Source organism: Dongia sp. P2_B8 (genome assembly GCF_056404715.1).
In genome coordinates this window covers 865,140-890,240 of sequence record NZ_JBFUDM010000003.1, presented here as the reverse complement: position 1 = coordinate 890,240, position 25,101 = coordinate 865,140, and the positions used below count along the sequence as shown (strand labels likewise).

Sequence of the window (25,101 nt, the reverse complement as noted above, 5' to 3'; positions counted from 1 at the left end):
TCATGCCGGCCTTTACCGCCAATCTCAGCTTCCAGTTCAACGAATGGGACTTCCTCGACCGGTTCGCGGCGGCGGCGGATGCCGGCTTTACCACGGTCGAATATCTGTTCCCCTATGATTACGCCCCGGAAATCATCGCCGAGCGCCTGAAACGGAACGGGCTGCAGCAGGTATTGTTCAACCTGTCGCCGGGCGATTGGGCGGCCGGCGACCGCGGACTTGCGGCCCTGCCCGCCCGGCGCGCGGAATTCCTGGCCTCGATCGACAAGGCCCTCCTCTATGCTGAAGCACTGTCGGTCACGCGCCTCCACGTGATGGCCGGCCTCGCCTCGCGGGCCGATCCAACGGCCATCGCCACCTACTGTGATGCCTTGAGATTGCTAAGCAGTCGCACCGCGCCAAAGGGCATTGCGGTCCTGATCGAGCCGATCAATAAGCGCGACATGCCAGGCTATTTTCTGGACGACTTCGATCTCGCCGCCGGCATCATCGCCGATCTAATGCTGCCCAATCTCAAGCTGCAATTCGACATCTATCACCGCCAGATCATCCACGGCGATGTCATGACCGGTCTGACAAAACTGATGCCCCTCATCGACCATGTGCAGATCGCCTCCGTCCCGGCGCGCAATGAGCCGGGGACGGGCGAGTTGGATGATTTCAAGGTGCTGCATGCACTCGATGAGCTGGGCTATGCCGGCCATGTGGGGTGCGAGTACCGGCCGGCCAACGGCACGCTGGCCGGCCTTGGGTGGCTGCGTGCTTTCGGCTGAGATCAGCCGCGGCCGACGAACGGCATCTGTGTCGCCATCACTGTCATGGTCAGCACATTGGCGTTGAGCGGCAGGCTCGCCATATAGGCCACCGCATCGGCGATATGTTTGACGTCGATGGTGGGTTCCACCGCTGTCGAACCGTCGGCCTGCAACACGCCGGTCGCCATCTTGGCGGTCATTTCAGTGGTGGCATTGCCGATATCGATCTGCCCGCAGGCGATATCGAAGGGCCGGCCATCGAGCGCCGTCGCCTTGGTGAGGCCGGTGATCGCATGCTTGGTCGCCGTGTAGGGCGATGAATTCGGCCGCGGCGTGGTAGCCGACACCGAGCCATTGTTGATGATGCGGCCACCATGCGGCTTTTGTGCCTTCATCATCTTGAAGGCTTGCTGCGTGCAGAAGAAGGCACCGCTGAGGTTGGAGGCAACGACCGAATTCCAATGTTCCGGCGTCAGTTCCTCGAGCGGAATGGCCGGCGCGCCGACGCCGGCATTGTTGACCAGGAGATCGAGCCGCCCCCAGGCCGCCTTCACCTTCTCAAACAAAGCAGCCACGGCCTTTGGGTCGCCGATATCTATCGGGACAGCAAGGACATTACTGCCCGACGGGTCGACGTCTTTTGCGGCCGCGTCGATCATTTCCTTGCGACGCCCCACCATGGCGACCTTGAATCCCGCGGCCAGCAGGGCCTTGGTGATGGCCTTGCCGACACCTGTGCCGGCACCGGTAACGATGGCTGTCTTGATACTCATGACTGGATCCTCATTTCACTCAGGCGAGTTTTCCGCCGAGCTCATCTTCAATGTGAACGCGAATGATGTCGTCGAAGGAACTTTCGGCATGGAACCCCAGCGCCATAGCGCGCGTCGGCTGGAAGTCGCTGGGCCAGCCGGCAACGATCTTTTCGATGATCGGGTCGCGCTCGCGGCGGATGAGGCCGACGGCTTTTTCCCCACCGACGCGTTTCAAGGCCGCGATCTGCTCGCCGACCGTGGCAGAGAGGCCCGGCAGGCTGAGATTGCGCCGGGCGCCCAGGCGTTCGATATCGATGGTGGTCGCGTGCAGGAGAAAGCCGACCGCCGCGCGCGGGCTGGCATGCCAATGGCGCACGTCTTCGGAGACCGGCAGGATCGCCGCCTGCCCCGAGAGCGGCTCCCGGAGAATGTTGGAGAAGAAGCCGGACGCCGCCTTGTTCGGCTTGCCCGGCCGGATGCAGATCGTGGGCAGGCGGATGCCGATCCCATCGAAGAATCCACGGCGTGAATAGTCGGATAGCAGCAATTCGCAGATCGCCTTCTGCGTCCCATAGCTGGTGAGGGGAGCCATCAAGAATGTGTCGTCGATCTTCTCCGGAAACGGTGCGCCGAACACGGCGATCGAGGAGGTAAAGACCAGGCGCGGTCTGTAGGGCGCACGGACGCCTTCCAGCCGCACGGCTTCGAACAGGAAGCGCGTGCCATCGAGGTTGATGCGGTAGCCCTTGTCGAAATCGGCTTCCGCCTCGCCCGAGACGATGGCGGCCAGATGGAAGATCACATCGGGCCGGCTTGCTGCGAGCTTGACGGCCTCGCCTGGCTGCGACAGGTCCGCGGTGAGGAGCTCCACCGCGCCATTGAAGCCCACCGGTGCGCTGGGGGAAATGACATCGACCAGCGTCAGCTTGTCGAGAGGGCTGTCGCCAAGCCCGCCCTGGCTCACCAGCCGGTCGGTCAGCTTGCGACCAACCATGCCGGCGGCGCCGATGATAAGAATATGCATGAAGATTGAACCTCTTATATGGTCGTTGGTCTGATTGATCGACTGGCGGTTGACTGCTCCCCGCCCCTCTCCAGGCGGCACCTTTACGGCCCGGCTATCGCCCGGCTTTGCTGCTCGTTGATTTTCCGGACGCGGAAAGAATCGACCGCGTCGTCACATAGATGCGCTCGAGGTGATGGCCAAAGGCCTGCAGGACAGCCGCCGGGTCGTGCTGCTCAAGCGCTACGACGATCGCCTGATGTTCCTGATAGCTCTTGGCGATGGCGCCGGGCTGCGACATGACACGGCGGCGATAGTCCATCATGTAGGTGTAGAGGTCAGTCACCAGGTCCGCGAGCAAGGGGTTGCCGCAAGCACGATAGATGGTGACGTGAAACTCGCGGTCGCAGATCAGGAACTGGACCGGGTCGTCGGTGCAATCGGCCTGTGCCCGCAGCGAATTATGAAGGCGGTTGATCGCCTCGTCGGTGATGTGAACGGCTGCGTCCTCGACCACCTGGCGCTCGATCAGCAGGCGCGTCGCATGCACTGTTTCCAGATCGTAGCTGTTGATCACCGCATGCTGTGCGACACCGACATGAAAGCCATGGAGATCCGTGCTGATCACGCGCGTGCGGGCGCCCTGGCTCACCTCCACCACGCCGCGCGCCGCCAGGATCTGGATGGCACCACGCACTGTTTCGCGGCTGACATCGAGCGCCGTCGCCAGTTCGCGCTCGCTCGGCAACTCATCGTCGATGTTGAGAACGCCCGAGGCGATGAGGGCTGCGATCTTGTCGCTGATGATGTCCTTGGCCGTGCGCTTGGTCAGGCTGCGGCGCAGGTCCTTGGCTTCCGCCAGAAGCAATCGGTTCGTATCCAGCGCCATCATCTTGTAGGTGCCCCAAACCCTCGGATCACAACTGTATTGCTGGTCCAATAACCAGACCAGTTAGATTTAGTCGGCAGGGCGTGGGGCTGTCAAGGCGGCCGGGGAGCGCAGGAATCAGGGAAAAATATGGTCTATACTGCTGACCTAATGGGCGTTTGAGTCAGGCGCAGCGAGGACCTACGGCCTCACTGCGCCTGGTCGCCGGCAGATTGCTACCAGCGATAAGAGAGGCTGCCCATCACCGTGCGGCGTTCTCCATAGTAGCAGGAGTTCTCGCCGGAGCAGGAGGTGACATAGGACGTGTCGAAGATGTTGGTGGCATTGACCGCGAGGCGGAAATCGTTCCACTGGTAGTGGAGTGCGGCATCCGCCAGCGTGTAGCCGGGCACCTTCAGATCGCCCTGATTGTCGCCGGCTGACGGGCCGACATAGCGGACGCCCGCACCGAAGCCCAGGCCCTCCAAATCACCTTCCGGGATCGTATAGTCGGCCCAAAGCGATGCCGAATGCTTGCCCACCCGGGCGGGCGCGTTGCCCTTCTCGCCATCCACATTGCTCTTGGTGATCTCGGCATCAAGGAAGGTGTAGGCGGCGGTGAGGTCGAGGCCGAAGTCAAAACTCGCGACACTCTGGACCTCGACGCCGCGCGACCGGACCTCGCCGGTCTGGACCTGGGCCACGGCGTTGGCCGGGTCCTGCGTCAGCACGTTCCGCTTCACCAGGTCGAATGCCGATACGGTGATGAAACTGTTCGACTCCGCCGGCTGGAATTTGACGCCGACCTCATATTGCCGCCCCTCTTCCGCCTTGAACGGCTGCCCGTTGGCATCGCTGCCGAGCACCGGCTCGAAGGATTCCGAATAGCTGGCATAGGGTGCAAGGCCATTGTCGAACAGATAGACTAGGCCGGCGCGGCCGGTGAAGGCCTCGTCCGACGTGGTGGTCTTGGTGTCGGTCAGATTGTCCGTATCTTCGGTCCTCGCGAAATCATAGCGGCCGCCCAGCTGGATCACCAATCTGTCGAACAGCTTGGCCTGCTCCTGGGCATAGATGCCGACCTGGCGCGAGGTAGCGTCGGTGTCGTCATAGACCGAGCCGTTGAAAGGATCGGCGCCGTAGTGCGGATCGTAGAGATCGAGCGGCGCGACTTCGTAGAAGATACCGATATCGCTCAAATCGTAATATTGAAAATCGACGCCGGCCAGGACCGTATGCGCGACAGGTCCGGTGTCGAACTTCGCCTGCAATTGGTTGTCGACGGCGACGGTCGAGAGTTCCGATTTCGTTACGTCGCCAAAGCGATTGAGGGTGTCGTCGTCCAGCAGGCCCCAGCCATAGACCTCCTGCGCATGGCTTTTCAAATGCGCATAACGCGCATTCTGGCGGACCGTGAAGGTCTCGTCGACTTCATGCTCGAACAGATAGCCGATGGAAAACTGATCGAGCACATATTCATCGAAATCCGGCTCGCCGGTGAAGGTATGGCGCGGGATGTCGCCGTTGGGACTGTCTTTGATGGTGCCCTGCGTCGGCAGGAACTGCACACCCCAGCCGGCATCGTCATGCTGGTAGTAGCCGAGCACGGTCAAGCTGGTCTCGCCGTTCGGCCGCCACGTCACTGCGGGGGCGATGAAGTAGCGGTCGTCATTCACAAAATCGACCTGGGTATCGCTGTCGCGCGCAAGGCCGGTCAGCCGATAGAGAACGGTCCCCTCTTCATCGACCGGACCGCTCAAATCGAATTTGCCCTGATAGCGGTCGAACGTGCCGACATCCAGCTCGACCTCATGAAGCGGCTCCTCGGTCGGCCGCTTGGTGACATAGTTCATGATGCCGCCGGGGCTGTTCTGGCCATAGAGCACGGAGGCCGGCCCGCGCATCACCTCCAGCCGCTCCGCGCCATAGACATCGAGCGGCAGGAAGGCCGAATAGGTCGTTCCCTTGAGCTGGAGCCCGTCGCGATAGAAGCTGCTCGAATTGGCGTTGAAGCCGCGAATGAAAATGCCGTAGCCGCGCAGATCGTTGCCAAGGAGTTCGCTCTGGACGCCCGGCGTATAGCGCAGCGCCTCGCCCAGGCTGCCGGCACCTTGTGCCGCCAATTGTTCGGCGCTGATGACCGAGATGGATTGCGGCGTCTCGATGAGCGGCGTGTCGGTCTTGGTGGCCGTCGCACTCTTTTTGGCGACATAGCCGTCGACCGGCCCCCATACCGTCTCCTCATCCCGCTGCCCCTCGACCGTCAGCGGCTTGAGTGTCGTCTCGCCTGACTCCGCCTGCGATTTCTCCAGCACCACGGTGCGCTCGCCGACCAGCCGCCAGACAATGCCTGTGCCGGCCAGCAATTGGGTGAGCGCGTCATTCGGCGCGAGCGCGCCCGTCACCGTCTGCGAGCGCAGGCCGTTGGCAATCTCGGGCGGATAGGAAATCTGCCAGCCGGATTGCCGGCCAAAGGCAGCCAGCGCCTCCGGCAAAGTCTGCGCCGGGATGTCGAACGGCACCTCGCCACCCGCCTGCGCCACCTGCGTCCCCAGCGCATCGAAATGGGGGGCAGCACCTGCCTCCAGGTCGCTGAGCCGCGAAATCCAATCCTCCGCATGCAGCGGACGCGCCGCCAGGACGACCAGCCCCATGGTCGCGGCCACCCCGCCAAACAGCCCCAACCCTGATCTTGGCCCCAACCGGCCCGCTCTCCCGTCACGCATCGAACTTCCCCCAAATATATCCCCAATTCATATGCGAATAATATGCATTCTCATATGTTACTAAGCTGACGAATGACGGGGAGGAAGTTTGAACCGGCTTTTTTGAAGCCGGCTTTTGGGGGAGCCCGCGCAGGGCTGATCAGCCGGCGGAGATCACCAGGAACCAGGGGCTGATCTCGGTGACGTGGCCGCCTTGCGCCTCGGCAACGGCATGCAACGCTTCGATCGGCCGGCGCAAATCGTAGACGCCACTGACCAGGCGCGCGCCAAGGGCTGCGTCACGCAACAGGATGATGCCCCGATGATAGCGGCCAAGCTCGTCCAGCACGTCGGCAACACACCAGCCATCGACCACCAGCCGATCTTCGCGCCAGGCGGCCATCGTCTCGGGAGGCATGCGCGTCTCATGTGCGACACCGCTCGACAGATTGACAACCAGCGCCTCGCCGCCGCTCAAGGCCGCGCGCTGCAGGAGGTTGTGCCCGTCGAGGGTGACAGCGACCAGCCCCTCCTCGACCGCAACCGCCACTTGGCTGTCATCGCGCCGAACATCAAAACGGGTGCCAAGCGCCCGGGCCTGCGCACTGCCTGCGGTCACGGTAAAGGGTCGTTGCGGATCTTTTGCCACGGCAAAGAAGGCACGCCCGCGCAGCAGCACGATCTCGCGCCGATGTGGCCCGAAGGCAATGCGGATGGCTGAATCGGTGTCGAGTTGTATCTCGCTGCCATCGGCCAGAGCGACGTCCTTGCGCTCGCCTGTGCCAGTCGCATGATCCGCCTGGAAATCGATCAGGCTGCCGGCCACAAGGGCTGCCGCAATCCCGGCCGCGGCAGCACCAGCCAGCCATTGGCGCCGGCTGACCGCCGGCCGGCGCGGTGACATCATTGTCACGTTGCTGCCGCTGTGCTGCTGCCATTGGGGACCAAGGGCAGGTGACAGATGCGGGGCCGCTGCCCAGACCTTGCGGACTTCGTCGAAAATCGTGGCGTGCCTCTCCTGGCGCGCCAGCCATGCCTGGAATCCGGCCCTGATGGCCGGATCATGGGGAGCACGGTCGAGCTCGACCACCCAGTCGAACGCCTCCATCCAGACCTGATCTTCACTCTCACGCAACGGCGCTACTCCGAAACCCTGTTCTTGAATTCTAGACGATTGAGGCCGCCGGTTCTTGAACCGGACCCCATCATCGGACCGGCAGATATCAATCAATCGGCCGCTTCATGTCGTAAAGCCGCTTGCTGCAATGGACCGTCGCCTCGCGCAGCAGCCGATAGATGAAGCCCGGCGACACGTCGAACGCCCTGGCGATCTCCGCGACCGACTGGCCGCCGATGCGGTTCATCTCGAACACCAGCCGCGTGCGTTCGGGAAGCTCTGAAAGCACCAGAGCCAGCGCCTGCAACATTTCCTGATCGATGGCCGCCTGCTCCGGCGTAGGTTCGGCGCTCGGCGCGGTGAGCGGTACGTCCTCATTGGCGCCATAGCGCACCTCCAACCCCAGGCGCCGCACATGGTCGATGGCGAGATTGCGCACAAGCCGGAAGAGATAGGAGACCGGCCGCTGAATCTCGGCCTCGGGCGGTGCTTCCGTCAGCTTGATCCAGACATCCTGCACCACGTCTTCGGCACGCAGGCGGCAGCCAAGCATCGGCGCGATCGAGTCGACCAGCGCCGCATGATTCGAGAGATATGCCGCCACCAATGGACTGTTCTGCCCCAAAACCTGTCGCCCCACCCAGCATGCGCCGCCAGCCTCTACTATAGTTGCGAATGATAATCATTACTAGAATGAGCATATCATTTTCGCTCAAAATATTAAGCATCATGATTAGGATGTTGACCAGACAACCGGCCTGGCCTTATATCGGCGGCTAACAATCCAACATCAAATCCAACACCTGGGAACTGGGAGCAGGCTGACATGCGGACGATCAATCATTTCATCGGTGGCAAGGAAGTGGCGGGCACATCGGGCCGCTTTGCCGACGTTTTCAACCCGGCGACCGGCGAGGTTCAGGCCAAGGTGGCGCTCGCAAGCGCCAGCGAGCTCGACGCCGCGGTCAAGAACGCCCAGGGTGCCTTCCCCGGCTGGGCCAACACGCCGCCGCTCACCCGCGCCCGCATCATGTTCAAGTTCAGGCAGCTCGCGGAAGAGAACACCGACAAGATTGTCGCCATGATCACCGCCGAACACGGCAAGGTGCTCTCGGATGCCAAGGGCGAGTTCACCCGCGGCCTCGAAGTCATCGAATTCGCCTGCGCCGCCCCGCAGCTCCTCAAGGGTGAGTTCTGCGAGAATGTCGGCACCAATGTCGACAGCTGGTCGGTGCGCCAGCCCTTGGGCGTGGTGGCCGGCATCACGCCGTTCAACTTCCCCGCCATGGTACCGATGTGGATGTTCCCGATGGCACTGGTCGCCGGCAACTGCTTCATCCTGAAGCCCTCGGAACGCGATCCGTCGGTCTCCAACATGGTGGCCGATCTGCTGAAGAAAGCCGGTCTGCCGGACGGCGTGTTCAACGTCGTCCACGGCGACAAGGCCGCAGTCGATGCCATCCTCACCCATCCCGGCATCGAAGCGGTGAGCTTTGTGGGCTCCACCGCCATCGCCGAATATATCTACACCACCGGGACAGCGCACGGTAAGCGCGTGCAGGCACTGGGCGGCGCCAAGAACCACATGATCGTCATGCCGGATGCCGATATGGACCAGGCGACCGACGCCCTCATGGGTGCTGGCTACGGCTCGGCCGGCGAGCGCTGCATGGCGATCTCGGTTGCCGTGGCGGTCGGCGACAAGGTCGGCGATACGCTGATCGACAAGCTGGCACCGCGCGTGCGCGGCATGAAAGTGGCCCCAGGCACCGACCCGGATGCCGAAATGGGTCCGCTGGTTACCAAGCAGCATTTCGAGAAGGTCAAAGGATATGTCGACCAGGGTGTCAAGGAAGGCGCCAAGCTGGTGGTCGACGGCCGCACCTTGAAGCTGCAGGGCTATGAGAACGGCTACTTCCTCGGCGGCTGCCTGTTCGACCAGGTGACGCCGGAGATGAAGATCTACAAGGAAGAGATCTTCGGCCCGGTCCTCTCGGTCGTGCGCGTGCCGGATTATGCCAGCGCCGTGAAGCTGATCAACGACCATGAGTATGGCAACGGCACCGCGATCTTCACCCGCGACGGCGACGCCGCCCGCGACTTCGCCTCCAAGATCAAGGTCGGCATGGTCGGCATCAACGTGCCGATCCCGGTGCCGATGGCCTTCAACAGCTTCGGCGGCTGGAAGCGCTCGCTATTCGGCGATCATCACATGCATGGCATGGAAGGCATCCGCTTCTTCACCAAGCTGAAGACCATCACCGCGCGCTGGCCCACGGGCATCCGCGCGGGCGCCGAATTCGTCATGCCGACGATGAAGTAGCCACTCTTTCCAGCCAGTCTTTCTATCTGCGGCCGGATCGGTTAAACCCGATCCGGCCGTTTTGTTTTCCCCCGCCTTCTCGTATGAGAGTCCCAATGCCGATCTCGCCCTTCCTGCAAGATGCCTTCGCCCTCGCCCGCCAGAACGGGTGGTCGCGCAGGCAGATGCTGGGAACCTTGCTGGGGGCGGCCGGCGCCGGCCTGGCCCCCAAGATCGGTGCCGCCAAGGCTTCGGAACTGGTCTTCGCCACCTGGGGCGGCGATGAAATCAAGAGCCTGACCCGCGCCTTCGGCAAAAGCTACGAGACCAGCACCGGGACCCCGATCGTCTTCGACGGCACCGGGCCTACGGAAGGTGCCATCCGCACCCTGGTTGATTCGGGCGATGTCAGCTGGGATCTGTGCGATGCCGACGGTTTCACGGCACTGCGCCTCGGCGCCTCGGGCCATCTCAGCGCCATCGACTACAAGACAGTTGATGAAACCAAGATCATGCCGCCCTTCGCCTTCACCCATGGCGCCGGAGGCTATACCTATTCCTATGTCCTTGCCTTCGATACCGAACGTTTTGCCGGCCGGCCGCCATTGAGCTGGAAAGACTTCTTCGACACCAAGAATTTTCCCGGTGGCCGCGCAGTCTATCGCTGGATGACCGGCGCCTTCGAGGCGGCGATGATGTCCACCAGCGACAAGCCGACCAACCCCTATCCGATCGACATCAATCTTGCACTGAACCGTCTGGCCAAGCTGAAGCCCAATTTGCAGACCTGGGAAAGCGGCGAACAGGTGCAGCAGATGTTCGTCGACAAGACCATCTCAATGGCCTGCATCTGGCACACCCGCGCCGTGGCACTGGCCAAGGAAAGCGAAGGCAAGGTCGCCTTTACCTGGGCGGGCGGTGTGCTCTGCCCCGGTGTCTGGGTGGTGCCCAAGGGCAATCCCGGCGGCATCGACGCCTTCAATCTCATCGCGCACATGCAGGATCCCGGCCGCCAGGTCGAGTTCACCAATCTGCAGCGCGTCGGCCCCGCCAATCCGATGGCGACCCAGGCGATGCCCAAGGCCTTGCGCGATTACGACCCGACCCAGCCAGACAATCTGGCGCAGCAGGTGATCCTCGACAGCAAATGGTGGGCTGACAATTTCGACAAGGCCCGCGCTGATTTCGCCGACATGCTGCAGCGGAGTTGAGGCGCGCCTACACCATCATCCAGATGGCGAACGCCAGGACGCCCAGCAGGAAGGCGCCGATGCCGATGACGGCCACGAGCTGTCCCTCGCTCATACGTGGCTTGGCCGGTTGTTCCCATCCCGTGTAGCCAGGCATGCGCTGTTGCATGACGCCCAGCGCGTCGCGGACGGCGGCCAGCGCCGTGCGGGGCGCAACCGACATGGTGGCATGCGAGATCCCGGCCTGCTCGGCACTGATGCCATGCTGAAGCGCTACCGACGCCAGGTCCTGTGCAACCGCCTCGGCCGGCTTTACCGGATCATGGAGCAGATTATAGAAGCCGCGCGACGGATTGGAGAGGATGCCTTCATGGGCGCTGTTGGAAAGTGCTTCGCCAACGCTGCGCTCGAAAGCGGCGATCTCGTCCATGCCGAGCCCGCCCAGGCGTTTGGTGTTGCTAAGGCCACCCACTTCGATGGTGGTGAGATCGAGTGACTTGCGCGATTGCGACGCAGCCATTTCCACCAGGCGCAGGAACTGGCCCTCATTGGCCATGATCACCGGCAGGTCGAGATCTTCCAGCCCCTCGCCACCAATGATGTTGCGGGTGAACAGCAGCCAATTATCGTTGGCCGAGCGGCCCGCCTGCGCTTCCATCGCATAGGAGCGCAAGCCACTCGACGGCGTGTGCAAGGAAATGAGGGCGGCCGTTTTCGCCTTCGGCCGGTCAAGCTGGCCGATGAAGCGGCGCAGGTGCGACCGCTCATCTTCCGCGATATAAGGCATGAGCGATCGGCCGATCAGGCTTTGCAGGCTTTGCCCCAGATGTTCGCTGCAGGCGCCACGGCCTTCCAGAATCCTGGCGTCGCGATCCACCAGGAAGGATATCTCCCAGGTCCCCTGCATGCTTGCCCCGTTTCGCTCCAACAGCTCAGTGCAACGCGCTCGACGTGCCGCATTGCCAAAGCATGGCATTGATTGGTGAGCCGCAACCATGCAGGAATAGCGGTTTATAGAAGGTTAACCGATAAAGTGCGGCCCGAATGGGTCCGTTTTGGGGAAATCCGGCATGACCGACGATCTTGCATTCCTGACCGCAGGCGAACTCATCGCCCTCTATCGCAGCCATAAACTCTCGCCTGTGGAAGCGACCAATGCATCGCTGGCCGCCATAGCGCGCCACAATCCGGCGCTCAATGCCTATTGCCTGGTCGACCATGATGCTGCCCTGCAGCAGGCCCGCACGTCGGAAGATCGCTGGCAACGCAATGAACCCTGCGGCTTGCTCGATGGCGTCCCGGTCTCGATCAAGGATCTGGTCCTTACCAAGGGGCTGCCGACGCATCGTGGTTCGAAGCTCGTCGATCCCGGTCAGCCCTGGACCGATGACGCGCCCAGCAGCGCGCGCCTGCGCGCCCAGGGTGCCGTCATCCTCGGCAAGACGACGACACCGGAGTTCGGCTGGAAGGGTGTTACTGATTCCCCGCTCACCGGCATCACGCGCAATCCCTGGAACCAGGAGATGACGCCGGGCGGTTCCAGCGGCGGCGCGGCGGTCGCGGCAGCAACGGGCATGGGCGCGCTGCATATCGGCACGGATGGCGGTGGGTCGATCCGCATTCCGGCGAGCTTCAGCGGCATCGTCGGCTTCAAGGCAACCTATGGCCGCGTGCCAGCCTTTCCGCTCTCGCCCTTCGGCAGCCTGGCCAATGTCGGGCCGATGACGCGCTCGGTGGCCGATGCCGCGCTGATGTTCTCGGTCATCTCGCGGCCGGATCCCCGCGATCCCTATACCCTGCCCATCGAACCTGCGGATTATCACGAGACCCTCAATGGCAATATCGCAGGCTGGCGCATTGCCTTCTCACCGACCTTGTCTGGCGTGAACGTCGATCCGGAGGTAGCTGCCACTGTGGCGAAGGCCGTGTCCGCCTTCGAAACATTGGGGGCCAAGATAGAGCTGGTCGACCATGTGCTGGATGCCAGCCTGGAGACTTTCCAGACCCATTGGTTTGGGGGTGCCGCCTTCCTCATCAACCAGTTCCCGGCGGAGAAGCACAAGCTGCTCGATCCGGGCCTTGCGCATGTGGTCGAGATGGGCCGCAGGATCACGCTCATGGAACATCTCGCGGCCGTCAAAGCGCGCGACGCGATGAGCACGCGCATGAGCGAATTCCATCAGCGCTACGATCTTCTTGTTACGCCAACCATGCCGATCCCGGCCTTCCGCGCCGGCTATGACTTCCCAGCGGCGTTCGAGAACAAGCAATGGAGCGATTGGACGCCCTTCACCTATCCCTTCAATCTCACCCGCCAGCCGGCGATCTCGGTCCCATGCGGCTTGACGGCCGCTGGCCTGCCGATCGGGCTGCAGATCGCGGGGCCGCTCTATGGCGACCGTGCCGTGCTCAATGCGGCGCGTGCCTTCGAACAGAGCCATCCGTTCCGCAGGCCACCCCTCGCAATGTGATTTTCCTTTGGAAATCAAAGGGCCTTATGGTGACATCGGGCCGCATGGTGCAGCTGGCCGCAGCCTCTATGGTTTAGCCTTCTTTGAAACTTGAAAGACCCGACCTGATGACATCGCTCACCGGCCCCGCGAAATGGACCACCGCCTTGGCGCGTGGCTGGTGCCGGAAATGTCCGCGCTGCGGCCAGGCCTCCATGTTCAAGGGCTATCTCACCATCGGCGAGCAATGTGCCGCCTGCGCCCTGCCCTTCGAACCGTTGCGCGCCGATGACGCGCCAGCCTATTTCACCATCGCCATCGTCGGCCACATCATCGTCACCGGCCTCTTGATGCTGGAAAGCTATGTCCATCCGCCGACCTGGGTGCAATTGGCGATCTGGCTGCCGACCACACTGATCCTGACGCTGGGGCTGCTGCCCTATATCAAGGGCGCCGTGATGGCCGCGATCTACTGCTCGCACCGGGAAAGATAGAGCGGTCCTTATAAGGGGTGCCGATGCCAGCCTTGCACCCAGCCTTCGATCTCTTCGCCGGGCATCGGCCGCGCGACATGGAAACCCTGCATCTCGTCGCAGCCAAGGCCTTTGAGAAGGTCCCAATCAGCCGGAGATTCGACACCTTCGGCCACGGTCTTGAGGCCCAATTTCTTGGCGAGCTTCAGTGAATATTCGAGGACGCCAAAGAATTGCGGCTGGTCGAACACCCCGGTCACCAGCGCCTGATCGATCTTGACCTCGGTGAAGGGCGTGCGTGCCAATTGTTCGGGTGTGCCCATGCCGGTGCCGAAATCGTCGATCGACAGGCCAAAGCCCATGATGCGCAGCCGTGCCAGCGCCTCCAGCGACATGGCAACCTCGGTGATGGCGGCGGATTCCGTCACCTCCAGCAGGATCTGCTCATGCGGCACATCGTGAAGCTTGGCCAGTTCGGCGATCCGCTCCGGTAGACGGGGTTGATTGAGCGCGTTTTCGGTAAGGTTGACCGAGACGGCGATATCCAACCCGGCATCACGCCAGATGCGCACCCAGTTGATCGATTTTTCCAGCACCACATCAGTGATGCCATCGATGAGGCCGGTGCGGTCAGCCAGCGGAATGAAGGCACCGGGCGGCACCAAGCCGCGCTCAGGATGATTCCAGCGGATGAGCGCTTCGCACGCGGTGACCTTGCCGTCATGAGCGCGGACGCGCGGCTGGAAATGCGGCACGAATTGCTTCTCGGCGATGGCGCGGCGCAGATCTTCGACCGTCACATGCACGGAACGCGGCCGCAACAAGGGTGCTGCCGCCCGGCGTGCCACCAGGCGCACGACCACCGGGCGCAGTTTTTCCGGGCTGATCGGCCGCGGTACGCAGCCGGCGACATCGAGACCGAATCCCTTGGCCATGGTCTCGATCGAGCGGATGATCGGCCCATCGAGCGCCGAGGCGATGACCAGATTGCCGACCAGCCGCCGCTCGGCGATGCGGCGCACGAATTCGACACCATCCATCGCGCCCGGAACGTCGCTCGACTTCACATCGGTGATCACCAGGTCGACGATGCGCTGTTGTCCCTCGAGCAGCACCAGAGCACGCTCGACGTTTTCCGCCTCCAACACCTCGGCAGCACCGCAATCGCGCACCATCTTCACCGCCATGCGGCGCGTGACGGTTTGCTCGTCGATGACGAGAACGCGCAGGCCTGAGGAATGCTCGACCATCGGCCTCAACTCCGGCCGGCGGAACGAAAACCAAGCGTGCAATGCATCGTCACGCTTTCGGCTCGAAGATCACATACCATTTCTTCACAGCCTCGATCGTTTCCCAGGTGCCGGTGAAGCCCTTGGGAATGATGAATGCGTCGCCGACGCCAAAGGTCTGTGCCACGCCATCGGCATCTGTCAGCGTGGCTTTGCCGGCGAGAATGGCGCAAAATTCCTCCTCGCCGTAATTCACCTGCCATTTGCCCGGGCTGGATTCCCAGATGCCGGCGAAAAACTGGCTGGTGGCATCGCTATAATAATTCTGCAGCTTGGTGGCCGGGTTGCCGCTGATGATGTTGCCCGGCTGTCCGGCTTCGATCGCAGGCGGATTGCTGCCGAACCGGATGAGTTTGACGCCCATAAGAATTCCCCGCTGATTCCCCCAGAAACATCGGAAATATGTAGCATCAATGGCACCAAGGCGCCACCTTCGCAACTGCACATGGGTGTGGCCTCATCTGTTTGCTGAGCGGTGTTCGGTGCGAGCTATGCAGGAAAGCTGGGCTGCCCCGCCGGTCTCGGACTTTGACGGGTCCAATGCCGCCCCGTACATTCCGCCCCTCGGCTTGCCCAAGGATTCATCATGACCACCGCGACTGGCCCAGAACGCAGCCCAGCTAACTCCAGGGCCAACAACCCGGCCAGTACGTGGCGCGATCTGTTCAGCAGCGGGCTCGGCCTCTACGTCATCATGCTCAATCTCGGCATCGGCCTGCATGCGGTCGATGTGTTCGTCGTCTCGACCGTGATGCCCGACGTGGTACGCGATCTGGGTGGTGCCCATTTCTACGCCTGGTCCACCATGCTCTATATGGTGGCCTCGATCGTGGGTGCTGCGGCCACCGCACCTTTGCGGCTGCGTTTCGGCGGCAGGCGCGCCTATTGCGCAGGTGCCATCCTGTTTCTCATCGGCTCGATCGGCTGCGCGGTGAGCCCACGCATGGAACTCTTCATCATCGCGCGCGCGGTCCAGGGTTTCGGCGGCGGCATCGTGCTCTCGCGCTCGATGGCGATGGTGGGCGAGCTGTTCCCCGAACCGCTGAAGAAGCCGCTCCTCGCCCTCATCTCCTCGACCTGGGGTGTCGCTGCCCTGATCGGCCCGGCGCTCGGCGGCAGTTTCGCTGCCATCGATTTCTGGCGCGGCGCCTTCTGGTTCAACCTGCCCTTCGTGCTGCTGTTTCTTGGCGTCGCCTGGACAAAATTGCCGGCCGACCGGCCGCAAAGCGGACCGGTCCCGCAATTTCCCTTCGGCCGCATGGCACTGCTCACCGCAGGCGTCATGAGCATCGGCATCGCCAGCGAAGGATCGACCTTGCCGGCGCGGGTCGGCTTGATTGTGCTGGCCTTGGCGCTGGTCTTCACCACCTTCCAGCTCGACCGGCGCGGCCTCAACCGCCTGTTCCCGAGCCATCCGCTCTCCTGGTTCACCACCACCGGCACCGGCTATTGGGGCATGTTCCTCGCCTCCATGACGCATACGGTGATCGGCGTGTTCCTGCCCTTGGCCTTGCAGGAGCTCCATGGCCAGTCGCCGATCGTCGCTGGCTACATGATGGCGATCCTGGCCATCGGCTGGACCGCCGCCTCGGTCTTCACGGCAAAATGGCGCGGGCCAGCCGTCATCGCGGCCATGCTCTGTGGCCTCAGCTTCTGTGTCATCGGCCTGGGGGCCCTGGCGATCGGCGTCACCACGCTGCCGCCCTATGCGATTGCCGCGTTGAACGGGCTGGTCGGCATCGGCCTCGGCAGTTCCAATCTGCATCTGGTGGCAGCTGCCATGCGCCATGCGGCACCGGGCGAGGAGTCGATTACGGCGTCCTCGATCCCCACCATGCGCTCGCTTGGCATCGCCTTCGGGGCGGCGGCGGCGGGTGCCATCGCCAATGCCGCGGGCCTCACCGACGCGCTGGTGCCGGCCGACGTCGCCCGCGCCGTCACCTGGGTGCTGACCGCAGGCACGCTGGCGCCGATCTGTGCCCTCATCTTCGTGTTGCGCTTCGTGGTGCTGGTGCGCCGCCACGAACGGAAGCCAGTGCTAGCCTAGCCGCGGTTTCGTCCGGGCCCAGCTGGCCCGCCTGGAGACACTGATCCACCAGCGCGAGAGGCGCGTCGAGGCGCCCAGGGCCGACTTCCCCTCCGGCGTCGCCATCAGATAGCCGGCGATCGGCAGCAGCATGATATCGGCAAGGCTCAGATCGCGGCCGATGAGAAATTCCGAGCGCTCGCCATCGTGGCTGAGCAACGACAATTGCTCGACCGCGTAGAGCGCATCCTGCATCGCCGGGCAGATGCGCGTCACCAGATGGAGATCCGGTGCCCCGCCGAGGAACGGCACGAACAGGCGCTGCGCGATCACTACCCCCACCGCCGACGGCACCAGATGCGCGCGGATCACGGCCATGATCTGGGTCATCAAAGCCCGGTCGCGCGGGTTTTCAGGTTGCAGGATCGGGCCCGGAAAGGCCTCGTCGACATAGCGCAGGATGGCTTCGAGGTCGAACAGGGTCAGTCCGGCGCGGCTGACATCGCCATGGGTCAGAGTCGGCTGCCGCTCACACAGGTAGGTCAGCAATTCGGTGAGACGGAATCCACCCGCTTTCAGGAGATCGGGCTCCTGCACGGCATAAATGAGACCTTTTTCCTCGCATGCCAGCCTTGCCGCTGCGACATGGGTGCCATTGAGGGGGCCCGAAAGGAGGATTTCGCTCATCCCGCGACGTTACCGGGGCGGGGGAATGCCCGCAATCACTCTTGGTTAATCCCAAATTGTCCCTCCGCCGATCTCCCGGAAACCTCGCTTTTGTCAGAGGATTAGCGGATCCGGCGGGTTATTCGATATACACTACTTGTCTAATAGTGTTGCATAGCAGCAACATAGATTTGCCAGTTTTTTCAGCATGATGACGCTTAATTAACCACTGCCTAAAGACTTGACATTGCACTGCGGTATCGCCATCTTTGGGCCTGCAACGACGCATTTCTCCCCTGACAGGCGTCGTTGCAAGGCGCCCCTCATGGGCGTTTCCTCCCAGAACTTGGGCCGTGCCGTCAGGCACGGCCTTTTTTTCTGCCCCCAAATTAAAGGGGCGTGGGGAGGTGTGTAACGCCCTGAAATTCTTAATTAGTCGGAGTAGAGCTCGCACCCATTGGCGCATCGCCCATTGGCGCATCGCCCGGGCCGAGCTCGCGCTGCATCAGCACCGTATCGACCCACCGCCCGAACTTGAGGCCGATCGCCTTGAAGGTGCCAGTCATCTCGAACCCCAGCGCCCGGTGGACGCCGATCGAGGCCTGATTCGCCGAATCGCCGATGACGGCGATCATCTGCCGCTTGCCCAGCGCCGTCGCATCGTCGATGAGGCGGGTGAGCAACGTCCGTCCCAGGCCCCGCCCCTGGAAGTGCGGGTCGAGATAGATCGAATCCTCGACCGAGAAGCGATAGGCCGAGCGCGGCCGGTAGGGGCCGGCATAGGCATAGCCGGCAATCTCGCCCTCATCAGGGCTTTCGGCCACCACATAGGGCAGGCCCAGCTCGGCGATCGCCCGCCAGCGGCGGATCATCTCAGGAAGATCCGGTGGCGTTTCCTCGAAACTGGCGCAGCCGGTCAGCACATGATGCGCATAGATCCGCTGCAGGGAAACGAGGTCGGCCTCAACAGCCGGACGAACGATAAACTGGCGGACAACAAGCCCGCTCATGCCAGAAGAGCCGCCACCCGGTCACCCAGCATGTTGATGAGGCCGGTCATGGTCGCCTGGATGGCGGCAAACCCGCTGCTGCGCTCGAGCGAGCGTTCGTTGACATAGAGGGCGCGGTTGATTTCGACCTGCAGCACATGGATGCCGGTCGCCGGTCGCCCGTAATGCTGGGTGACATACCCACCGGAATAGGGGCTGTTGCGCCGCATGTTGGCACCGCCCGCGCGCAGATAGGCATCGACCGCGGCACTCACCGCCGGCGCGCAGGAGGCACCGAAGCAATCGCCCAGCACGAAATCGATGCGGCCAGGCCCACCGCCCTGCCCACCGCCACCCTGTCCGGCGCCAATCTGGGCGCCGCGGTGATCGCCACCACCGGCCGATGGCATCGAATGGCAATCGAGGATGAGACAGGCGCCAAACTTGTCGATCGCCTCGTTGCAGAGCGCGTTCAGGGCTGCATGGTAGGGCCGGTAATAGCGGGCAAGGCGCGCCTCGGCCTCGGCGAAGTTGAGCTTGTGGCGGTAGATCTCGCGGTCGTTGGCACCTAGCCGCGGCACCACGCCAAGGCCGGCTGCCACCCGCGGCGACCCGGTATTGGCGCCCGCCGGTAGCCGGTCGCTGAACATGCCGGGATCGAGCTCCAGCGGCTCGCGATTGACGTCGCAGAAGCTGCGCGGAAAGAGGGCTGCCAGCAACGGCACACCCAGCTCCGGGGCCGCCGCCACCAGTTCATCGACATAACAATCCTCGGACAGCCGCAGCTCCTCGCGCGTGAGGCCGGTGCTGGCCAGGAAGTCCGGTGGATATTGATGGCCCGAATGCGGCGAGGCGACAATCAGCGGGGCCCGCCACACTTGGGGACGGACCAGATTGAGGATGGCTTGGCCGGTTTCGGCACCCCGGTCGACATAAGGGTCGAGCGGAATGTCGCTGCCGGCCGGCTCGCGATGGAATTCACCGTTTGGCATCCATCCAAGCTTTAGTGAATTTTGCCGCACCTGTCATCCGCGCCGCGCAGAAAAGGCATCGCCCCCGGGATATTTCCGGCGGATTTTCCGGCCGCCAGCACTCTTCCCCGCGCCGATCCCAGCCCGGTCCTATGTCCTTTGAAAACCTGCGGAAATCCGGAAATCGTGCCGGCCGGAGGCCCCGGAGCACATTCCCCCGTTGCATTCCCCGGATCAGGATGCTATTTGCCGACCCGCCGATTGATCGGGCCATCCCAGAAAGCCCGGCAGCGCGAACCACCCCCAGACTCCAGGCGGGCAAGGTCGCAGATCAGGCGGGCGGTTAGCTCAGCGGGAGAGCACTACCTTGACATGGTAGGGGTCACAGGTTCAATCCCTGTACCGCCCACCATTTTCCTACAAAACAAAGCCTTAGCGCCTATACGAGCTCGGTGAGCCACATTGGTGGGCCATCGCCCATGCGCAACGCCTCGTTCCCTCGCCCGGAGCCGGCGATTGAATGACCGTGCTTCTCGTCGTAAGCATGCCGACCGCTTGATCTTAGAGGAGACGCAGCATGGTCCGCTTCACTGGCGGTTGTCTGTGCGGCAACGTCCGGCTAGTGGCGTCGGGCGCCCCATACCGGGTTGGCCTTTGCCACTGCCTCGACTGCCGCAAGCATCATGGCGCTCTTTTTCACGCGTCCGCGATATTCCCGGAGGATGCGGTGACGATCGAGGGCGAAACACGCGACTATGCCGGGCGTTTTTTCTGTCCCAACTGCGGCTCGCCCGTTTTCGCTCGGACCGCGGACGAGATTGAAGTCAATTTGGGATCCCTGGATGAACCTGACCAACTGAAGCCAACCTACGAACTCTGGACCATCCGCCGCGAATCCTGGCTGCCACCCTTTCCGCTCACAAGACGCTACGAGCGCGACCGTGACGCGACGGGTCGCACTGAGGAGTAGGCAGCGCGACCGGTGCGAAGGCCTGACGGGGTGACGAGAGAGTCTTGACGGGCCTTGCCCTCGAGGGTCAGCAGCCACGAAGCTTCTGACGCGGCGCCAACGTAGACCGCGTCGACTGGGGCCGGCCTCCTAGGAGTGCAGGAGCAGGCGATCGAGGGCGAGGGCCAAGCACTACTTTGTATGAATTTCGGCCGAATTTGCGAGCGCGCCAACCGAGCTTCAGCATTGACATGGTAGAGGTCACAGGTTCACCCCCGCACCGCCCACTATTTTTCTATCCCCGGTTATACTGAGCTCATTGCTACCGCCATGTTTTGGTGTAGCAACATGATGCTGCTCGCACGGGCCGTTATTGCCCGCGGCCACACCGAATTCTGTGGGGCGTCAGCTACTATTAGAACGGGATATCGTCGTCTAGATCCCCACTCTTCCTATCGTTCTGCGGCGCCGGCAATTGCTTGCGCGGAGGATCCAGTCGCTTCCGTTCTTCGGGTCGGGGAAGCTGTGCCTCCGGCTCTTTCTCTTTGGCATCATCTATCTCTCCGAAGATCAATTTAACCCACTTCCACCACGGTTCAGCTCCCTCGCGTTCCACATCACCACTCAGCCGCGCAAAACTGCGCATCGAATCCGCCACGATCTCAAATCGAGTCCTATCACGATCTATCTCTAGCGTAAGCTCGCTAAGCCTTTTGAAGATGGCGTCACGCTTATCTGGAGATAGATCGGATTCCTCAATAGCTGTCCGAATCTGTTCGATATAGTGTCTAATCTTCTGCTTCGCACTGCCGTCGAGCGCGACACTGTACTTCTTGCGCCGTCGAGCATGATTTATCCGAATCTGAATGATTAGATTCGTCACGTCAGTTTCGAACCGAGTGTAAAATTCCCAGATCATCCGCTCGTCGTCGGGCAAAGAGTAGTTCTTGATATGATCAATTGAGAGTGAGCTGGCAGCCGCAATCACTTCGTTGCAATAGCGCAGCTTGAAATGCGCTATTGCGTTGCCTTGATCCGACTGCTCAACGGCCGCGTCTAATTTAGCTTTGTAATGCTTCTCTAGCGCGACGAATGCCAGTTCATGATCGTCAGGAAGATCGTCATAAATCGACTCGTCCATCTGCACTTCTTGCCCTCAATAAAGGAGCTTTAGTATCAGGCTAGTGGGGTGGTTTCACAAGACACTCTTTGGGTGAAGATGTATGGGAGCCTAACCGGCAGCCTTATCCCCTTACCAACCCGCGCCGCCCCGCGTTTTCTGAGCCTGGCGAACTGCGTATCCGCCAACATAGCGATCAAAATCACCAAGCCCATCACGTCGAATGCTCATTCCCGCAATGCCTTCTTAAATCTGAGCGGCCCAACTCCATGCAATCTGGGATTCATGGCTCATCTATGTAGAAGGACAATGAGCATCCTAAAATGCATTGCAGTCATTCGATATCGAAGTTCTTTTCAGCTGCGAACTTGCGCAGCAGCGTGCAAGCGCCCTCGTAGTTCTTTTTGTCATAGGCCGCGTGAGCAGCTAGCATGTCCTGCATCTCGGGAATGCTGGCTGTGAGTTGTTCTACAGTGGCGTCTTTAATCTTCATGAATTCATATGTCTTCAACAGCATCGACGCAGTGTGTTCCTGCGTACAGGCAGGTTTCGGCGGTGTTGAAGCACAGGCGCTCACGACCAATGCAAACACGGCGCAGACAAATCTGAGCTTCACCATCACCCCCATTCCCAATTCCATCGCTACCTGCTCGATTTAGAAAGCTTCAGTCGGAAGAACTTCTGGACCTTCTGCATTTCCGTGGCGATCTGATCGGACGCTACGTCTTGCCCTTCTTGGAAGTCCTGGAATTCCTTCTCGACTTCGTCCCAGGTGACACCGGCCTTCATCAGATCAGCGCGCAGGGCCTTGGCGCGCTTGTCGTCCATCGGGTTACCGGCGAACGCCTTGTCCGAGCCGCTGAAGCAGCCGGGGATCTTCTCGATCCAATCCATTTTGTTTTCCGATCAAAAAATGTCGATGATGTGCAAGCCTTTAGATCGCCGCACACCCATCATATCATCTTAAAGCGGGGCTGGTCGCCCAATCGCTACCCCACACTCCGCCGCGCCGCCCTGCGTTTCCGGAACTCGGCGAACTGGGTATCGGCCAGCACGCCGATGAGGATCACGGATCCCATCACGGCGAAGTTGAGCGAGCTGGGGATGCCTAAGAGGTTGACCAGGTTCTGCAACACTTGGAGCAGGATGGCGCCCAGCACCACGCCGACGATCGAGCCTTCGCCACCGCGCAGCGAGAAGCCGCCCAGCACCGCTGCGGCGATCGCGTAGAGCTCGTAGAAGCTGCCATGCGATGAGGGCGAGATCGAGCGGGTGTACATGGCAAAGAAGATGGCCGAGATCGCGGTCAAGAGGCCGCAGATGACATAGGCCGCGACAATCACCTGCTTGGTGTTGATGCCGGAATAGCGCGCGGCTTCTTCATTCTTGCCGACCGCATAGAGATAGCGCCCGAACACCGAGCGGTGCAGCACCACCCACATGAGGGCAGCGACCACGATCATCGCGATGAAGGCATGCGGGACGCCAAAGAAGCGCCCGGTCGTCAGCCATTCGAGGGTCGGGAAACTGACGCCGAAGCCGAAGCCGGCGGTGGCATCCGCGGTATAGAAGCGCGCGGCACCCCGATAGATCAGCAGGCCGCAGAGCGTCACGATGAAGGGCTGGAGGTGCAATCTTGTGATCAGCAACCCGTGCGCCAGACCCAGCACCATGCCAAGCGCCAGCATCAAGACCAAGGCGAGCGGCCAGGCCATCTCATGCGTCACCATGAGGTCGACAAAGAGGACACCCAGCAACGCGATGATCGAGCCTACCGACAATTCGATGCCGCCGGTGATGATGACGAAGGCCTGGCCAATGGCAAAGAGTCCGAACAAGCCAACCAGATTGGCCGTGTTGCCGAGATTGATCGGCGACAGGAACAAGGGATTGATGAGGGCCACCACCGTGCCGACCACCAGGATGAGAATGAGAAGGCCGATATCTTTCTTGATCATGCGTGCGGAATCCCGTGGCCGACGGCGAGTTGAAGAACATTATGTTCGCTGAATTGCGGTCGTTCGAGGAAGCCGCTGATGCGCCCCTCATGCATGACGGCGATGCGGTCGCTGACGCCGATCACCTCCTCCATGTCGCTGGAAATCATCAGGATGGCGACGCCGGAATCCGCAAGGCCCCGCAGCATCTTGTAGATATCGGTCTTGGCGCCGACATCAATGCCGCGCGTGGGCTCGTCGCAGATGAGAAGGTGCGGCTTCATGGAGAGCCATTTCGCCAGCACCACCTTCTGCTGGTTGCCGCCGGAGAGAGATCCGGTTTCGGTCCCGACGTCTGGTGCGCGGATGTGCAGGCGTTCCTTCTGTTCCAGCGCGTTCCCCGCGATGCGTCCGTCCTGCACCAGGAAATGCGCGGCATAGGCCGGCAGGTCCGGCAGCGAGATATTCTCGGCAATCGAAAGATCGAGCAGCAGGCCGGAGCGCTTGCGATCCTCCGGCACCAGGAAAATGCCCTGCTGTATGGCTTCGCGGGCCGAGCGAATGTTCACCTCAGCGCCGTCCAGCAGGATTTTGCCGCCCAGCAACCGGTCGATGCCGAAGATGGTGCGGGCAAGTTCCGTGCGGCCTGCGCCGATGAGGCCGGCCAGGCCCATGATCTCGCCGCGACGCACCTGCAGCGACACGGGCTTGCCCGGATGGGCCTCGGTCTCTGCCCCGGCAATCTCCAATACCGTCTCGCCCGGCGGTGCTGCCGGCGGCAGATAAAGCGATTTGAGATCGCGCCCGATCATCAGGCGGATCATCTCGCCATGGGTCACATGCTCCTTGGCGAGGTGGCCGACGATCTTGCCGTCGCGCAGCACGATCACCCGGTCAGCGCATTCGGTAAGCTCGTTGAGGCGGTGCGAGATGAAAATGACACTGACACCCTTGGCCTTCAGATCCGCAATGATGCGCAACAGGCGCTCGGTTTCGGACAGAGTCAGGCTCGATGTCGGTTCGTCCATGATGATGAGGCGCGCATCCAGCGACAGTGCCTTGATGATCTCAAGCAGCTGGCGCTGACCGATGGACAGGGCGGCCACCGACGTGTCCGGCTGGAAATCGACGTCGAGCAGATCGAAGAATGGCCGGGCCTGTGCGTAAAGTTTCTGCCGGTCGATGAGGCGCAAGGGTCCGCCATAGAGCGGCTCGCGACCGATGAACACATTGGCGGCCGCGTCGAGATTGTCGAACAGATTGAGTTCCTGATGGACGAAACTGATGCCGGCAAGGATGGCATCCGGCACGCTCAGGGCATGGCGCTCGACGCCGTCCACATGGATGCTGCCGGAGGTGGGCGCCACCACGCCGCCCAGGATCTTCATCAAGGTCGATTTGCCAGCCCCATTCTCGCCAACCAGGCCGACCACCTCCCCCGGCCGCACGGACAAAGAGACATTCTCCAGCGCCATCACGCCAGGATAGGTCTTGGTGATCTCGGTCAGTTGCAGAAACGGGTCGACCATCGCTCGT

General features: G+C 62.0%; 24 protein-coding genes and 1 tRNA gene. 8 read left to right on the top strand and 17 right to left on the bottom strand.

Translation table 11 applies throughout. The features are described from left to right. Positions 1-2: 2 nt before the first annotated feature. Positions 3-773 carry a 2-oxo-tetronate isomerase gene (gene otnI, locus AC1DWZ_RS11730; RefSeq protein WP_477169072.1) on the top strand — a complete coding sequence of 257 codons (771 nt, stop codon included), beginning with the start codon at positions 3-5 and terminating at the stop codon, positions 771-773. Between the two features lie 2 nt (positions 774-775). On the opposite strand, the gene AC1DWZ_RS11725 is transcribed toward otnI, so the two are convergent. The 6 genes from AC1DWZ_RS11725 to AC1DWZ_RS11700 all read right to left on the bottom strand — a co-directional run bounded on the left by AC1DWZ_RS11725 (position 776) and on the right by AC1DWZ_RS11700 (position 7,828). Beyond that, positions 776-1,528 carry an SDR family oxidoreductase gene (locus AC1DWZ_RS11725; protein WP_477169071.1) on the bottom strand — a complete coding sequence of 251 codons (753 nt, stop codon included), beginning with the start codon at positions 1,526-1,528 and terminating at the stop codon, positions 776-778. Positions 1,529-1,547: 19 nt separating this feature from the next. Then, positions 1,548-2,534, bottom strand: coding sequence for a D-erythronate dehydrogenase (gene denD, locus AC1DWZ_RS11720; protein ID WP_477169070.1), 987 nt, complete (start codon positions 2,532-2,534; stop codon positions 1,548-1,550). 94 nt (positions 2,535-2,628) lie between these two features. Next, positions 2,629-3,405, bottom strand: coding sequence for a FadR/GntR family transcriptional regulator (locus AC1DWZ_RS11715; protein ID WP_477169069.1), 777 nt, complete (start codon positions 3,403-3,405; stop codon positions 2,629-2,631). A 212-nt stretch (positions 3,406-3,617) separates the two neighbouring features. Next, positions 3,618-6,107 carry a TonB-dependent siderophore receptor gene (locus tag AC1DWZ_RS11710; protein ID WP_477169068.1) on the bottom strand — a complete coding sequence of 830 codons (2,490 nt, stop codon included), beginning with the start codon at positions 6,105-6,107 and terminating at the stop codon, positions 3,618-3,620. A gap of 139 nt (positions 6,108-6,246) precedes the next feature. Next, positions 6,247-7,221 carry a FecR family protein gene (locus AC1DWZ_RS11705; protein WP_477169067.1) on the bottom strand — a complete coding sequence of 325 codons (975 nt, stop codon included), beginning with the start codon at positions 7,219-7,221 and terminating at the stop codon, positions 6,247-6,249. Between the two features lie 88 nt (positions 7,222-7,309). Continuing rightward, entirely contained in the window at positions 7,310-7,828 is a 519-nt protein-coding gene (locus tag AC1DWZ_RS11700) for a sigma-70 family RNA polymerase sigma factor (RefSeq protein WP_477169066.1), read from the bottom strand. A gap of 201 nt (positions 7,829-8,029) precedes the next feature. On the opposite strand from AC1DWZ_RS11700, the gene AC1DWZ_RS11695 reads away from it, so the two are divergent. Both AC1DWZ_RS11695 and AC1DWZ_RS11690 read left to right on the top strand, forming a co-directional pair. Beyond that, positions 8,030-9,526, top strand: a complete 1,497-nt coding sequence (locus AC1DWZ_RS11695) for a CoA-acylating methylmalonate-semialdehyde dehydrogenase (protein ID WP_477169065.1) — start codon at positions 8,030-8,032, stop codon at positions 9,524-9,526. Between the two features lie 95 nt (positions 9,527-9,621). After that, positions 9,622-10,716 carry an extracellular solute-binding protein gene (locus AC1DWZ_RS11690; RefSeq protein ID WP_477169064.1) on the top strand — a complete coding sequence of 365 codons (1,095 nt, stop codon included), beginning with the start codon at positions 9,622-9,624 and terminating at the stop codon, positions 10,714-10,716. 7 nt (positions 10,717-10,723) lie between these two features. Here the strand turns inward: AC1DWZ_RS11690 and AC1DWZ_RS11685 are convergent, their stop codons facing one another. Then, entirely contained in the window at positions 10,724-11,602 is an 879-nt protein-coding gene (locus AC1DWZ_RS11685) for a hypothetical protein (protein ID WP_477169063.1), read from the bottom strand. 163 nt (positions 11,603-11,765) lie between these two features. Between AC1DWZ_RS11685 and AC1DWZ_RS11680 the strand changes: the two genes are divergently transcribed. Then, positions 11,766-13,166: an amidase gene (locus tag AC1DWZ_RS11680; protein ID WP_477169062.1), complete on the top strand. Its 1,401-nt coding sequence runs from the start codon at positions 11,766-11,768 to the stop codon at positions 13,164-13,166. Between the two features lie 107 nt (positions 13,167-13,273). Then, positions 13,274-13,639: a DUF983 domain-containing protein gene (locus tag AC1DWZ_RS11675; protein WP_477169061.1), complete on the top strand. Its 366-nt coding sequence runs from the start codon at positions 13,274-13,276 to the stop codon at positions 13,637-13,639. An 8-nt stretch (positions 13,640-13,647) separates the two neighbouring features. Here the strand turns inward: AC1DWZ_RS11675 and AC1DWZ_RS11670 are convergent, their stop codons facing one another. Next, positions 13,648-14,868 (bottom strand): EAL domain-containing response regulator, encoded by a 1,221-nt coding sequence (locus AC1DWZ_RS11670; protein WP_477169060.1) that lies wholly within the window; start codon positions 14,866-14,868, stop codon positions 13,648-13,650. A gap of 49 nt (positions 14,869-14,917) precedes the next feature. Continuing rightward, positions 14,918-15,271: a cupin domain-containing protein gene (locus AC1DWZ_RS11665; RefSeq protein ID WP_477169059.1), complete on the bottom strand. Its 354-nt coding sequence runs from the start codon at positions 15,269-15,271 to the stop codon at positions 14,918-14,920. Between the two features lie 222 nt (positions 15,272-15,493). Between AC1DWZ_RS11665 and AC1DWZ_RS11660 the strand changes: the two genes are divergently transcribed. Next, complete coding sequence (locus AC1DWZ_RS11660; RefSeq protein WP_477169058.1) at positions 15,494-16,954, top strand: MFS transporter; 1,461 nt, start codon at positions 15,494-15,496, stop codon at positions 16,952-16,954. Here the strand turns inward: AC1DWZ_RS11660 and AC1DWZ_RS11655 are convergent. From AC1DWZ_RS11655 to AC1DWZ_RS11645, 3 genes are all read right to left on the bottom strand, one after another. Next, a complete protein-coding gene (locus tag AC1DWZ_RS11655; RefSeq protein ID WP_477169057.1) occupies positions 16,946-17,620 on the bottom strand; it encodes a glutathione S-transferase family protein in 675 nt (224 codons plus the stop codon). The two genes, AC1DWZ_RS11660 and AC1DWZ_RS11655, sit on opposite strands and share 9 nt — an antisense overlap. Before the next feature lie 407 nt (positions 17,621-18,027). Beyond that, positions 18,028-18,609, bottom strand: coding sequence for an N-acetyltransferase family protein (locus AC1DWZ_RS11650; protein WP_477169056.1), 582 nt, complete (start codon positions 18,607-18,609; stop codon positions 18,028-18,030). Beyond that, positions 18,606-19,580, bottom strand: coding sequence for an N-formylglutamate amidohydrolase (locus AC1DWZ_RS11645; protein ID WP_477169055.1), 975 nt, complete (start codon positions 19,578-19,580; stop codon positions 18,606-18,608). Before AC1DWZ_RS11645 ends, AC1DWZ_RS11650 begins: the two co-directional genes overlap by 4 nt. Positions 19,581-19,896: 316 nt before the next feature. On the opposite strand from AC1DWZ_RS11645, the gene AC1DWZ_RS11640 reads away from it, so the two are divergent. After that, positions 19,897-19,971, top strand: a tRNA-Val gene (locus tag AC1DWZ_RS11640). 165 nt (positions 19,972-20,136) lie between these two features. Beyond that, positions 20,137-20,529, top strand: a complete 393-nt coding sequence (locus tag AC1DWZ_RS11635) for a GFA family protein (RefSeq protein ID WP_477169054.1) — start codon at positions 20,137-20,139, stop codon at positions 20,527-20,529. A 394-nt stretch (positions 20,530-20,923) separates the two neighbouring features. On the opposite strand, the gene AC1DWZ_RS11630 is transcribed toward AC1DWZ_RS11635, so the two are convergent. The 5 genes from AC1DWZ_RS11630 to AC1DWZ_RS11610 all read right to left on the bottom strand — a co-directional run bounded on the left by AC1DWZ_RS11630 (position 20,924) and on the right by AC1DWZ_RS11610 (position 25,094). Further along, positions 20,924-21,649 (bottom strand): hypothetical protein, encoded by a 726-nt coding sequence (locus AC1DWZ_RS11630; RefSeq protein ID WP_477169053.1) that lies wholly within the window; start codon positions 21,647-21,649, stop codon positions 20,924-20,926. A 313-nt stretch (positions 21,650-21,962) separates the two neighbouring features. Continuing rightward, complete coding sequence (locus tag AC1DWZ_RS11625) at positions 21,963-22,268, bottom strand: hypothetical protein (protein WP_477169052.1); 306 nt, start codon at positions 22,266-22,268, stop codon at positions 21,963-21,965. 2 nt (positions 22,269-22,270) lie between these two features. Beyond that, positions 22,271-22,522 carry a hypothetical protein gene (locus AC1DWZ_RS11620; protein WP_477169051.1) on the bottom strand — a complete coding sequence of 84 codons (252 nt, stop codon included), beginning with the start codon at positions 22,520-22,522 and terminating at the stop codon, positions 22,271-22,273. A gap of 95 nt (positions 22,523-22,617) precedes the next feature. Further along, a complete protein-coding gene (locus AC1DWZ_RS11615) occupies positions 22,618-23,586 on the bottom strand; it encodes an ABC transporter permease (RefSeq protein ID WP_477169050.1) in 969 nt (322 codons plus the stop codon). Beyond that, a complete protein-coding gene (locus AC1DWZ_RS11610; RefSeq protein WP_477169049.1) occupies positions 23,583-25,094 on the bottom strand; it encodes a sugar ABC transporter ATP-binding protein in 1,512 nt (503 codons plus the stop codon). The genes AC1DWZ_RS11615 and AC1DWZ_RS11610 overlap by 4 nt, the downstream gene beginning before the upstream one ends. Between the last annotated feature and the right edge of the window lie 7 nt (positions 25,095-25,101).